The sequence below is a fragment of the Euzebyales bacterium genome, from assembly GCA_035461305.1.
Lineage (GTDB): Bacteria > Actinomycetota > Nitriliruptoria > Euzebyales > JAHELV01 > JAHELV01.
On the sequence record DATHVN010000009.1, the window covers coordinates 1 to 11133 of the forward strand.

An 11133-nucleotide genomic window follows, 5' to 3' on the forward strand; every position below is an offset into this window, starting at 1 on the left:
GTGCAGGAGCATGAGGATCCCGACGGCCAGGACGCCGTTGACCAACGTCACCATCACGAGGAACAGCAGCGCACCGTCGACCGTGCCCGCGAGGGCACGGCTGACGGCGCCCTCGAACCAGATCTGCGCACCCGTCAGCACCGGGTACTCCAGCGCGGCGTCGAGGTAGGGCACCGCACCGCCGGCGACCTGGCGCTCGGTCCAGAAGGGCACGACGTCGGTGTAGCACCCGGTCGTGTACTGCTCCCCACCGTCCCAGCTCCCGTCCAGGTAGCAGTGCGCCTTGAACAGCCACCCCGCGACGAGCGTGAGCACGACAGCGGCGAGGATGCCCGTCGGCAGCGCGGCCCAGCGCGACGGCTGGGCGTCGTCGCCTGCGGATCCCATGGCCTACCCCTCCCGTCCCACGGCGTACGAGGACCGCGTCCACCGCGCCGACGCGTTACGCTGCGCACGACGGGACAGTCCGCGACCCATCGCTGCGCTGCTTGAGGTCATGACCACATCCTCGATCGACCACCTGCCGACCGCCCGCTACCGCTCGTCCGATGACGACCGGTGCTGGCCGGCTGTCCTGCGGGCGACCCTGGCCGAGCTCGACGACCGAGGGTACGCCGCCGCGTCGCTGCGGACCATCGCGGACCGCGCCGACATCCCACTCGAGACGATGTTCACGCGCTGGCGGTCCAAGCAGCACCTCGTGCACGACGCGATCACGCTGCTCGCCGGCGACCAGCCGACGCCCGAGACCGGCGACGTGCGCACCGATCTCCTCCACGTCGTCGAGGCACTCGGCGAGCTGCTGTCGCATCCGGGCACCGCCGAGGTCCTCCGGACGATGCTCGTGACCGCCGGCGACGACCCGGCGGCGGGCATCGCTCTGCGGATCGGGCTGCTCGGTGAGCGCCGTGCGGTCGTGCGCCGGATCGTCGAGCGGGGCCAGCGCCGGCAGCAGTTCCCGGCCGCGGTCCACCCCGGGCTCGTCGCGGATGCCATCGTCGGTGCGCTCGTGTACCGCCGGTTCGTCTCGGCCGAGCCCGTCGACCGGCAGACCGGCACACAGATCGTCGACGTCGTCCTCGGCGCCCACGCCGCGGCCTGACGCCGCCGAGCTCAGGCGCGCCCCTTCTCCAGCGCCTCGAGCAGCGTCGCCTTGGCGCCCACGAACGCGGTGTCGACCAGCGACTCCGACGTGCGCGGGCGCGGGAGGTCGACGTCCAGCCGCTCCACGACGCGGGCGGGCCGTGCGGACAGCACGAAGACGACGTCGGACAGCACCAGGGCCTCCTCGACGTCATGGGTCACGAGCAGCACGGTGTGCGGGTCGTCGGCGAGCACCCGTTGCAGCCAGTCGTGCATGTCGCGCCGGGTGATCGCGTCCAACGCCCCGAACGGTTCGTCGAGCAGCAGCACGTCGCGGCCGCACAGGAACGTCCGCAGCACCGCAAGCCGCTGGCGCATCCCACCCGACAGCTCGGCCGGCCACGCATCCTCGAACCCTGCGAGGCCGAAGCGTTCCAGCAGCCCACGCGCCCGGTCCTGCGCCTCGGCGCGCGGCACGCCCGCCACCTCGGCACCGACCGTGGCGTTGCCGAGCGTCCGCCGCCACGGCAGCAGCAGGTCGCGCTGCGCCATGTAGGCGGCCCGGCCGGGCCGTCCGACGACCGAGCGGCCGTCGATCCTGGCGTCACCCTCGTCGGGGACGACCAGGCCGGCGAGGACCTTCAGCAGCGTGCTCTTGCCGCACCCGCTCGGCCCCACCAGGCCGGCGAAGCACCCTGGCGGGATCTCCAGCGAGATGCGGTCGAGCACGTCGACGTCACCGAACGCCTGCGTGACGCCGTCGACGCTGATCATCCGTCGTCCGTGGGTTGCCCGGAGCCCGCAGCGCCGTCGCCGGTCGGCAGGAACTCGTTCGTCCACGCCGCGTCGACGTCGATGTCGTCCGCCGCGATGCCGGCCTCCTGGAGGAAGGCGGTGAACTCCTCCCAGACGGCCGCGTCCTGCCGGCCCCATGGCCCATCCGGTGCGTACCGGTCGGCCAGGTACCTGGCGCTCTCGCGCACCAGCGCCTCGTCGAGCTCGGGTGCCGCCGCCAGCAGTGCGTCGGCTGCCTCGTCGGGAGCCTCGATCGCGCGCTCGTAGCCTCGGGCGGTGGCGGCCATGAAGTCGGCGACCAGGTCCGGGTCGTCCGCGATCAGCCGCTCCGAGGTCGCCAGCAGCGGCGTGTACCAGTTCGGGATGCAGTCGAAGTGGTCTGCGAAGCGGATCGACGTCGTGTCCAGGCCGGCCTGCTCCAGCCGGATGCCGTCCCACCCGTCGAAGATCCACACGAAGTCGTAGAAGTCGCGCTCCAGTCCGGCGCGGTAGTCGACGTTGCCGACCTCGACGAACTCCACCTCGTCGGGATCGCCGCCGTCGCACGCCACGAGCGAGCGCACGAGCTCGGTCTCGAGCTCGCCCCCGAAGCCGCCGTAGCGGTGGCCCGCGAGGTCCGCCGGACGGTCGATGCCCTCGTCCGCCAGGGCGATCAGGCTCGACGTGTTCGACGAGATGATCGCCGCGACCGACACCACCGGCGCACCCTGCGCACGCGCCGGCGTCACCGCCTCCTGCACCGACACGGCGAAGTCGGCGTCGCCGGACGCCAGTGCCGGCAGACCACCCTGCTCCCCCGGCTGGATGATGCGCACGTCCAGGCCGGCGTCGGCGTACCAGCCGTTGGCGAGCGCGACGTACAGGCCCGAGTGGTTGGTGTTGGGTGTCCAGTCGAGCATGACGGTGACCTCGCGTACGTCACGGTCGCCCCCGGAGGGCGCCGCGCTCCCCCGATCGCTCGACGACGGGCCGGGTGCCGCCGACCGGCCGCCACAGGCTGCCAGCAGGACGGCCAGCACGGCCACCACGATGGCTCTCCGGTTCATCGGCGTCCCCTCTGTTCCCGTTCGACGCGTTGCCATGGCGCTGCGACCCGCGACAGCAGATCGACGAGCCCGAACAGCGCGATGCTCAGGACCGCGATGACCGCGACGCCGACGAACACGCGGTCCACGCGGAACGACGTCTGCGATCTGGTGAGGAACAGGCCCAGGCCGCTGCTGGCGCCGACCCACTCCGCGATCACCGCACCGGCGACGGCGTAGGCCGACGCGATCCGGAGACCGGCGAAGAACGCGGGCGTTGCGCCAGGCACGAGGACCAGGCGAAGGATGTCGCGTCGGTCCGCGCCCATGCTGCGCAGCAGGTCGATCTGCTCGGCGTCCGCCGACGAGAGGCCGTGGACGGTCGAGATCGCGACCGGGAACACCGCGATCAGCGCCACCACGACCACCTTGGGAGTCAGCCCGAAGCCGAACCACAGCACCAGCAACGGCGCCAGCACGATCATCGGGATCGTCTGGCTCGCGACCAGCAGCGGGTACGCCAGGCGCCGGAACAGCGGCACCGCCCACACCGCGACCGCCAACGCGACGCCAGCGACCGCGCCGGCGACGATGCCGACGAGTGCCTCGGTCAGCGTCGTGGCGACGTGTCCGCCGAGCAGGCCGCGGACCTCGCCGAACGCCGCCAGGATCTGCGACGGCGGCGGCAGGATGTAGGCGGGCGTCTCGAAGACCCGAACACCCAGCTCCCATGCCAGGAGCAGCGCGGCGATCAGGATCGCGTGCGGGAGCAGGCGTCCCACCCGTACGGGGCGCGGCAGCGCGCTCATCGAGGCTCCTCCGGACGGGCCTCCAATGGACGCGCGTCCGACCGGCCGGGGGGCTCGCGGAACGTTGCGGTGAGGTCGTCGATGCCCGGCGTCCGAGCCTCGTCGGCGGTCCCGTACACCTTGATCACGGTGATCGCCGACGTCGCGCCGGCCGTCAGGCAGGCCTCGTGGACGCGTCGCAGCAGAGGCCACACGACGTCCGGCTCACCCTCCAGGGTCGTGCCGAGCGCGCCGACCTCGTGGTGCACGCCCGCGCGCTGGATCTCGGCGATCGCCGCCTCGACGTGGGCGTGGCGGTCGTCAGGGGTGCCGGCCGGGGTGGGCAGGCACTGGATCTCGGCGAGGATCATGACTGGTGTCTCCGCGACATCGCATCGTCGGGCTTCGCTGGTCGGTCGTGCTCATGGCGCCCGGTGACCGTCGTCGCGGCGGCTGTCGCGCCGTTCGCCGCCGGGACGGATGATCAGCAGCACGCCGTGGCAGAGCCGCACGGCCGCCGGACCGCCGGCGAACTCGTTGCTGACGCCACGACTGGACAGCGGGTCCAGCACCTCGTCACGCAGTGGGTAGCGCAGACCCTCCGTGGTGACGCCGCGCGCCGGACCGTCGACGGCGAACAGCGACACGACCGTGCCGGCCGGCGCTGTCATGGCGTGGTGGTCGCGGACGACCGCGACCTCGGCATCGCCGATCAGGGCGCGGACCCGCACCTGTGCGTACCGCGGCGACGCGAGCACGAGCAGGTTGGCGAACGCGTGGTCGAGCCGGCCGCCGCCGCCCGAAACGACGATCGCGTCATGTGCGCCGAGATCGCTGGCGCGGTCGAGCGCCAGCACGATGTCGGTCGCGTCCTTCGCGGACGGGTGCCGATCGACCTCCAGGCCGGGCCGCTCGAGCAGCGCCGGATCGACGCTGTCGAGGTCTCCGACGACGAGGTCCGCGGTGAGGCCCAGGCGCTCGGCGGCGTGGAGCCCCGAGTCGGCGGCGATCACGTAGTCGACCTCACCGATCCGTCCGGCGATGGCCGGACTGACCGCCTGGCCGCCGGCGATGACCGCCACGGTCCGGACCCCGTCGGGGCGCACGTCCGCCTCCCTTCGCTGGCATTACCCAGATCAGGTTTGTACGGGTCGGCGGCGCGTCCATCCGCCCTCTCAGCCCGGTTGCCCCGAGCTCCCCGGTGGTGTGCGCCCACCATAGCAGTGCCGCAGTCGGCGGGCGGTGCCGACGACGACGGCGACCAGAGACGGATCCGCGATCACGAGACGGCGCGGCCCTGAAAGCCGCGCCATCTGATCGATCTGCTCCGGGGGCGGGACTCGAACCCGCAACCTATCGGTTAACAGCCGAGCGCTCTGCCAGTTGAGCTACCCCGGATCGACAGAGGCAACCTTAGCAGTCGGCGTCACGCGGTGACTCCACGCACGTGCGTCGATGGTCGCCGCGATGAGTCCCATGATCGCACGGTGCGTTCGACTGCAGCAGTACGCGACCGTCGCACACCCGGGGGATATGCTTCGCTCACCTCAGCGACGGGTCGGCCACCGCCCGGTACGGCTTGCCGAACTGCTCGCGTGGCACGCTCTTCGCCACGCCGAGCTCGTCCGCGATCTGCCGCAGACTCCACGCCTGCGCACGGAGCTCCCGCGCTCGCGCCTGCGCCGCGACCTTTCCCCGGTATCCCATGCGGTCCCACCCTGATCGAATGCCTGTTCGATCAGCGCAGATCGCACGCACGACGGCGACGTTCATCCACAGGCCACTACGCTGTACCATCGCGCCGTCGGGCCCGTAGCTCAGTGGTCAGAGCAGGGGACTCATAATCCTTTGGTCGCAGGTTCGATACCTGCCGGGCCCACCCGGACGGCCTTGTCAGCGCAGCAGGGGGACGACCTCCGACGCGAACAGCTCCGCGCCCCCCGTCGACGGGAAGTCGACAAACCGCAGCATGAGATGCTCCACACCGAGGTCGACGAACGGCCGGAGCGCCTCGGCCACCTGCTCGGGCGTGCCGACGCACGGGTGGACGTCGGTGAACGGGGACGCCGCGGCGATCTCATGGGCGGCCGCCTCCGTCCGCGCGACCGCCACCACCTCCGCGGTGTAGGTCAGTGTGATCTCGTCGATGTCGCGGCCGACGTCCGCGCAGTGCCCGCGGAGGACGTCGAGCTTGTGGCGGTAGGTCTCGGGGGTCCCAGTGATGTTCCACCAGTCGGCGTGCTCTGCCACGACCCGCAGCGTCAGCCGCTCCCCACCCCCACCGAGCATGATCGGCGGGTGCGGGACAGGCAGCGGTCGACACACGACGCCGTCCACGGCATTGTGCTCACCGGCGAACGACACCGGACCGTCGGACCACGCCGCCCGGATCACCAGCACCGCCTCGGCGAGCTGTGCGATCCGCACGGCCGCCCGAGGGAAGTCGTAGCCGTACGCGCGGTACTCCGACTCCATCCAGCCGGCGCCCATGCCCAGGATGAACCTGCCACCGGTCAACGCGTGGAGTGTCGCCGCCATCTTGGCGACGAGTGCGGGGTTGCGGAACGACTGGCAGAGCACGAGTGACCCGAACGCTGTCTCGGTGTGGCGTCCGGCGAGGTACGCGATCGACGTGAGGCATTCGAGCGCTGGAGCGTCGGTGGGGACGAAGTCGGCCCACGGCAAAAGGTGGTCATCGAACCAGACCGAGTCGTAGCTGTCGGCGATCGTCGCGAGCATATGCTCCAGCTGCGCCACGTGTGTCTCGGCGTCGGCGCCGTCCGTGGGGAACGGCACCGTGTGCCATCCGATCCTCAGGTCATCCACGTGCGCCCCGATCGCCCTGCCACCCTGGGGATCGTAGGGAAGGGCCGCCACCACGGTCCACCGGCGCAGCGAACGTCGCGGCCGTCACCGTCCAGCCAGGACGCCGATGCAATGGCGGGTCAGGGTGGCATAGCGCCGGTCCGTCGATCGTCAGGTTGCGGGCGTCGGCGTCCAGGGTGGCGCACGCCGAGCGGCGTGGTCGTCAGGTGCTCGCCGTGGCCCATCGACAGCCCCCAGAGCACAGGGACGACCAGGGGTGTCAGGTACTGCTCGAGAAGTCCTCGATCGACAGCGTCTGTGGCATCCCAGGGCGCTCGCGTCCCCAGTCGCACCGCACCAGCTCAGCCAGCGCCGGTGCATCGCCTGGCACTGGTCCCCAAGCCCGACGTGCTGATCGCGGCGAGCCCGTGTCGATGCTCGACGTTTCGACCGGGCCGAGATCGGCAACCTCATCGCCGACCTCGCGCGTGCGCGGGACGTCGCGGTCCTGACGCCGCGGTCCTCATGATCACCCACGACCTGTCGACCGTCGCCGCATACAGCTCGCGCCTCGCGGCCACGTACATGGGCCGCAGCGTCGAGACCGGTCCGACGGACGTGGTCCTGCGGTCACCGGCGTACCCCAACACCCGTGCGCCACTGTAGGTCGTCCCCGTACCCGACCCAACGCGACGCACCACGCGATCGGCCTGCCGGTGACACGCCGGACGCCTGCCGCCGGCCACCCGCTGCCGGTTCCACCCCCGCTGCCCGGACCGCTTCGCGCCCTGCGACCGCGTGATCCCGACCTTGCTACCACTCGGTGGTGGCCACGCCGCGGCCTGCCTGCTGCACGATCCCACCGTCGACGGCGACCCGCCGGCCGGGTCGGCCACCAGCGATCTGACGCCGGTGGGTTGTAGCGTCAGTGATGCGGAAACAGTCGTGGAGCGTGGTCCGTGCCGGCTGCGCCGGCCACACCCACTCCACATCACCACAAGGGAGCCAGACCCCATGAAGTTTCGCTTCGGCCTGATCATCGGGCTCGCCATCGGCTACGTGCTCGGCGCGCGGGCGGGCTACGAGCGCTACCAGCAGATCCAGTCGACCTGGCGCTCCGTGCGCCGTTCCGACTCCGCTCAGCGCCTGGGCAGCGGGTTTCGCGACCTTGCCGATCGCGCCGGCTCGCGCACCGAGAAGAAGGCGTCCCGCGACGTCGACCAGCTCAGCGAGCAGCTGCGCTCCGACGGCGGCGGGTCCACGAGCGAGATGGACCCGATGCGCTGACCGCCGTCACAGGTAGTCGCGCAGCACGTCGCTGCGCGACGGGTGCCGGAGCTTGGCCAGGGTCTTGAGCTCGATCTGGCGCACCCGCTCACGCGTGACGCCGAACGCCTGGCCCACCTCCTCGAGCGTGCTGGGACGTTCACCGTCCATGCCGAAGCGCAGCCGGATGACCTCCTGCTCTCGGTCGGTGAGCTCGTGGAGGACCGTCTCGAGCTGCTCCCGCAGCATCGTGCCGCTCACGGCGTCGACCGGCATGACCGCGTCGTCGTCCGGGATGAAGTCGCCTAGGCTTGCGTCCTCCTCCTGACGCAGCGGTGCCTCGAGGCTGACCGGCTCCTGGCTCAACGCCTGGATCTCGCGGACACGCTCGACCTCGATGCCGAGCTCCTCCGCGAGCTCGGCATCGGTCGGTTCCCTGCCGAGGTCCTGCACCATGGCACGCTGCACACTGAACAGCCGGTTCATGGCGTCCCGCACGTGGGCTGGAACGCGGATCGTCCGCGCCTGGTCCGCGAGCGCCCGACTGATCGCCTGACGGATCCACCACATCGCGTACGTCGAGAAACGGTAGCCGCGGCGGTGGTCGAACTTCTCCACGGCACGGATGAGGCCCAGGTTCCCCTCCTGCACCAGATCCAGCAGGTGCATCCCGCGGTGCTGGTAGCGCTTGGCGATCGACACGACCAGCCGGAGGTTCGACTCGACGAGGCGCAGCTTCGCGGCCTGGCCTTGCCGCGCGATCGACCGCAGCACGACCGTCCGCTCCGGCGAGTGCTCGCCGTTGGCCAGCATCGAGGCGGCCTCCAGGCCCGCCTCGACGCGCTTGGAGAGATCGACCTCCTCGTCGGCGCGCAGCAGCCGAACCTGGCCGATCATGTTCAGATACGAGCGCGTTGCGTCGTTGGCGGTCCGCCCTTCGAAGGAACGCGCAGAGCTCATCGCAGGACCCGCATCCGTCGAGGATGCAACGTGCACGCAACGGGTCGTACCGCGACCACTACGCCACCGATGCGCGTCGTCGTCCCATCATTCCTCCAACAACGTCTGGCGTTGACGTACGAGTCGGAGATTCTCGGCATTCAGCTCCCCAGCCAGATCGCCGTCGACCTTGGCATTCAGCCGAGCAAGCTGTGCGCGGACTGCCGCGATCTTCCGGTCGAGGGTCTTCGCTCGCAGGTTCCTCACCTGCATTGCCAGCTTATGCGGGTCGGGCGGTGTCGTGGGAGGGGCAATCGCGAGCGCACGGATCCGCGCGCGCAGACCGTCGTCGGGGAGCCGCTCCAGCAGCTCGCCGAGCGTGCGCCACGACCCCTCTGTCAGCGCCGTGAACAGCGTGCGCGACGCCTCCGCGGTGAAGTCGTCCGCCGACAACTGGCCCCAGCCGGCGACCTCGATCTCCGGGTTCTGGACCGCGGCCTGCAGGACGAGGCGCTCGAGCTGCAGCTGCGGGTCGCGCGTCCGGTGCCCCGGTGCCCGGGCGACGTCGACGGGTGGGTCGAACCCACGCCGTTCGCCGGCCCCGGCGCCAGCCGCGATGTGCGCGTCGAGCTCCTTCTCGATCATGTCGGCCGACAGCCGGACCGCGGGGGCGACGATGTCGCGTATGTAGCTGTAGCGCAGGAAGCGGTCGTCGAGCTGGGTCAGCAGTGGGAACGTCCGTCGGTAGGCGGCGACCTGGCCCTCAGGCGTGTCGGTGTCGGCCTCGGTCAGCAGGTAGGCGATCTGAAACTCCACAGCGGTCGCCGTGCCGGCGAGGGCGTCGTCGACCCGGTCGGGACCGCGGGCGGCCAGCTCGGCTGGGTCCTCGCCGGCCGGAAGCGACAGCACGCCGACCTCGCGCACGCCCTGCTCGACCGCCAGGGCGCGTGCGCGGTCCGCCGCCTGGAACCCGGCGTCGTCGGCGTCGAGCGCCAGGATCACCCGTCGTGCGAACTTCTCCAGCTGCCCGAAGTGCTCCGCTGTCAACGCGGTCCCACACGTGGCTACGGTGTGCGTGGCGCCCGCCTGGTGCATCGCGATGACGTCGAGGTAGCCCTCGACGACCACCGCCGTGTCGCGCCGCTGAATGTCCGCACGCGCCCAGTTGAGCCCGTACAGTACCCGCGACTTGCGGTAGACCTCCGTCTCGGGCGAGTTGATGTACTTGGGCGCCTGCTGGTCGCGACCCTGGGTGCGCAGCTCGACGCCGGGCACGATCCGCCCTCCGAACGCGACGACGTCGCGCCCGCTGGCGTCGTAGATCGGGAAGACTACCCGTCCACGGAAGCGGTCGACCAGGCCGCGCCGGCCGCGTGTGGCCAGGCCAGCGTCGGCGATCTCCTGCTGGCCGAAGCCCCTGGCGGACAGGTGGCGCACCGTGTCGTCCCAGACATCGGGCGCCCAGCCGAGCTCGAAGTGCTCGGCAATCTGCTCGGTGAGGCCACGGCCCGCGAGGTAGGTGCGCGCGGCGTCGCCCGCTGATCCGGCGAACTCCTCCCGGAAGAACGCCTTGGCCTCGCCGAGGCACTCGACCAGCCGGGTGCGGCGTCCGAGCGCACGCCGCTGACCCGGCGACAGCTCCTCGTAGCGCAGCGTCACGCCCTCGAGTCGCGCGAGGCGCTCCACCGCCTCGGGGAACGTCAGTGCTTCGATGCGCTGGAGGAAATCGTAGACGTCACCGCCCGCCTCGCAGCCGAAGCAGTGGAAGAACCCCCGGGCGGGGTCGACGAAGAACGAGGGGGTGCGCTCGTCGTGGAACGGGCACAGGCCGCGAAGTCGGCTGCCACTGCGTTTCAGCGCCGTGTAGTCGCTGACGACGGTGGCCAGGTTCGCGCGCTCACGCAGCGCCTTAACGTCCTCCTCGTTGATCCTGCCGGCCACTGACGCTCCTCGGTACCTGCTGGAACAGGACTATGCCAGCTGTGGGGTGGGATGATCTCCCCATGATCGGGACTCCGCGTCAGGGGCACGATGACGCCCCCGACGGCCGGCGGGTGACAGCAGGCGTCGATAGCTCCCACGATGGCCGGTCGGCGACCGACGAGCGGCAGCAGACCCTGGCGTTCGAGTCGGGTGACGAGGATGGCTGGCACCAGCTCGCCCGCGGCTACCGCCTCGCCGGGCTGCTGCTGAGCGCGCATCGCATGGGACTGCTGCAGGCTCTGTCTGACGGCGAACCGCACGACGTAGACGACCTGTCCCAGCAACTGGTCGCCGACCCCAGGATGCTGGCTGATCCGTGAATGACCGTAAGTGGTCTTGGATGTGGGCGTGGCGGGGTTGCCCGGCGGGTGACGCCGGGTGACGGTGGAGCGGCTGGGGTCAGGCGGCCTTGGCGAGTGTGACCTGGTAGCCGAGGTCGGCGAGTTGGC

Annotated in this window: 14 protein-coding genes, 2 tRNA genes and 1 riboswitch; of the genes, 5 read left to right on the plus strand and 11 right to left on the minus strand. The window is 71.0% G+C overall.

The window, feature by feature from the left end; genetic code table 11:
• The coding region (locus tag VK923_00855) for a hypothetical protein (GenBank protein ID HSJ43217.1) at nt 1–387 on the minus strand (387 nt) is incomplete at its 3' end.
• Between the two features lie 109 nt (nt 388–496).
• Here VK923_00855 and VK923_00860 point away from each other — a divergent pair.
• Nucleotides 497–1102, plus strand: coding sequence for a TetR/AcrR family transcriptional regulator (locus VK923_00860; protein HSJ43218.1), 606 nt, complete (start codon nt 497–499; stop codon nt 1100–1102).
• A gap of 11 nt (nt 1103–1113) precedes the next feature.
• On the opposite strand, the gene VK923_00865 is transcribed toward VK923_00860, so the two are convergent.
• From VK923_00865 to VK923_00895, 7 genes are all read right to left on the minus strand, one after another.
• Nucleotides 1114–1857, minus strand: coding sequence for an ABC transporter ATP-binding protein (locus VK923_00865; protein HSJ43219.1), 744 nt, complete (start codon nt 1855–1857; stop codon nt 1114–1116).
• A complete protein-coding gene (locus VK923_00870; GenBank protein ID HSJ43220.1) occupies nt 1854–2924 on the minus strand; it encodes an ABC transporter substrate-binding protein in 1071 nt (356 codons plus the stop codon). Before VK923_00870 ends, VK923_00865 begins: the two co-directional genes overlap by 4 nt.
• A complete protein-coding gene (locus VK923_00875) occupies nt 2921–3712 on the minus strand; it encodes an ABC transporter permease (protein HSJ43221.1) in 792 nt (263 codons plus the stop codon). The genes VK923_00870 and VK923_00875 overlap by 4 nt, the downstream gene beginning before the upstream one ends.
• The gene (locus tag VK923_00880; protein HSJ43222.1) at nt 3709–4062 is read right to left on the minus strand and encodes a thiamine-binding protein; all 354 of its coding nucleotides are present in this window, start codon (nt 4060–4062) and stop codon (nt 3709–3711) included. Before VK923_00880 ends, VK923_00875 begins: the two co-directional genes overlap by 4 nt.
• Nucleotides 4063–4113: 51 nt before the next feature.
• The gene (locus VK923_00885; GenBank protein ID HSJ43223.1) at nt 4114–4797 is read right to left on the minus strand and encodes a thiamine diphosphokinase; all 684 of its coding nucleotides are present in this window, start codon (nt 4795–4797) and stop codon (nt 4114–4116) included.
• A riboswitch (TPP riboswitch) is annotated at nt 4787–4902 on the minus strand. Its footprint overlaps the gene before it by 11 nt.
• Nucleotides 4903–5016: 114 nt before the next feature.
• Nucleotides 5017–5089: transfer RNA gene (locus VK923_00890), tRNA-Asn, on the minus strand.
• Nucleotides 5090–5233: 144 nt separating this feature from the next.
• Nucleotides 5234–5398 carry a hypothetical protein gene (locus tag VK923_00895; GenBank protein HSJ43224.1) on the minus strand — a complete coding sequence of 55 codons (165 nt, stop codon included), beginning with the start codon at nt 5396–5398 and terminating at the stop codon, nt 5234–5236.
• 99 nt (nt 5399–5497) lie between these two features.
• Here VK923_00895 and VK923_00900 point away from each other — a divergent pair.
• Nucleotides 5498–5570: transfer RNA gene (locus VK923_00900), tRNA-Ile, on the plus strand.
• Nucleotides 5571–5584: 14 nt separating this feature from the next.
• Here the strand turns inward: VK923_00900 and VK923_00905 are convergent.
• Nucleotides 5585–6487: an LLM class flavin-dependent oxidoreductase gene (locus tag VK923_00905; protein HSJ43225.1), complete on the minus strand. Its 903-nt coding sequence runs from the start codon at nt 6485–6487 to the stop codon at nt 5585–5587.
• Nucleotides 6488–7021: 534 nt separating this feature from the next.
• Between VK923_00905 and VK923_00910 the strand changes: the two genes are divergently transcribed.
• Together VK923_00910 and VK923_00915 are read left to right on the plus strand one after the other, a co-directional pair.
• Nucleotides 7022–7162 (plus strand): hypothetical protein, encoded by a 141-nt coding sequence (locus VK923_00910; protein HSJ43226.1) that lies wholly within the window; start codon nt 7022–7024, stop codon nt 7160–7162.
• 348 nt (nt 7163–7510) lie between these two features.
• Nucleotides 7511–7783, plus strand: coding sequence for a hypothetical protein (locus VK923_00915; GenBank protein ID HSJ43227.1), 273 nt, complete (start codon nt 7511–7513; stop codon nt 7781–7783).
• A 6-nt stretch (nt 7784–7789) separates the two neighbouring features.
• On the opposite strand, the gene VK923_00920 is transcribed toward VK923_00915, so the two are convergent.
• A complete protein-coding gene (locus VK923_00920; protein HSJ43228.1) occupies nt 7790–8722 on the minus strand; it encodes an RNA polymerase sigma factor in 933 nt (310 codons plus the stop codon).
• A gap of 87 nt (nt 8723–8809) precedes the next feature.
• Nucleotides 8810–10642 (minus strand): DNA primase, encoded by a 1833-nt coding sequence (dnaG, locus tag VK923_00925; GenBank protein HSJ43229.1) that lies wholly within the window; start codon nt 10640–10642, stop codon nt 8810–8812.
• 62 nt (nt 10643–10704) lie between these two features.
• On the opposite strand from dnaG, the gene VK923_00930 reads away from it, so the two are divergent.
• Nucleotides 10705–11004 carry a hypothetical protein gene (locus VK923_00930; GenBank protein HSJ43230.1) on the plus strand — a complete coding sequence of 100 codons (300 nt, stop codon included), beginning with the start codon at nt 10705–10707 and terminating at the stop codon, nt 11002–11004.
• The last annotated feature ends 129 nt before the right edge of the window (nt 11005–11133 follow it).

Excerpts from the sequence above, each read along its gene's own strand:
- VK923_00860 (HSJ43218.1), top strand. The coding sequence starts at position 497 with ATGACCACATCCTCGATCGACCACCTGCCGACCGCCCGCTACCGCTCG.
- VK923_00865 (HSJ43219.1), bottom strand. The coding sequence starts at position 1,857 with ATGATCAGCGTCGACGGCGTCACGCAGGCGTTCGGTGACGTCGACGTG.
- VK923_00870 (HSJ43220.1), bottom strand. The coding sequence starts at position 2,924 with ATGAACCGGAGAGCCATCGTGGTGGCCGTGCTGGCCGTCCTGCTGGCA.
- VK923_00875 (HSJ43221.1), bottom strand. The coding sequence starts at position 3,712 with ATGAGCGCGCTGCCGCGCCCCGTACGGGTGGGACGCCTGCTCCCGCAC.
- VK923_00880 (HSJ43222.1), bottom strand. The coding sequence starts at position 4,062 with ATGATCCTCGCCGAGATCCAGTGCCTGCCCACCCCGGCCGGCACCCCT.
- VK923_00895 (HSJ43224.1), bottom strand. The coding sequence starts at position 5,398 with ATGGGATACCGGGGAAAGGTCGCGGCGCAGGCGCGAGCGCGGGAGCTC.
- VK923_00910 (HSJ43226.1), top strand. The coding sequence starts at position 7,022 with ATGATCACCCACGACCTGTCGACCGTCGCCGCATACAGCTCGCGCCTC.
- VK923_00915 (HSJ43227.1), top strand. The coding sequence starts at position 7,511 with ATGAAGTTTCGCTTCGGCCTGATCATCGGGCTCGCCATCGGCTACGTG.
- VK923_00920 (HSJ43228.1), bottom strand. The coding sequence starts at position 8,722 with ATGAGCTCTGCGCGTTCCTTCGAAGGGCGGACCGCCAACGACGCAACG.
- VK923_00930 (HSJ43230.1), top strand. The coding sequence starts at position 10,705 with ATGATCGGGACTCCGCGTCAGGGGCACGATGACGCCCCCGACGGCCGG.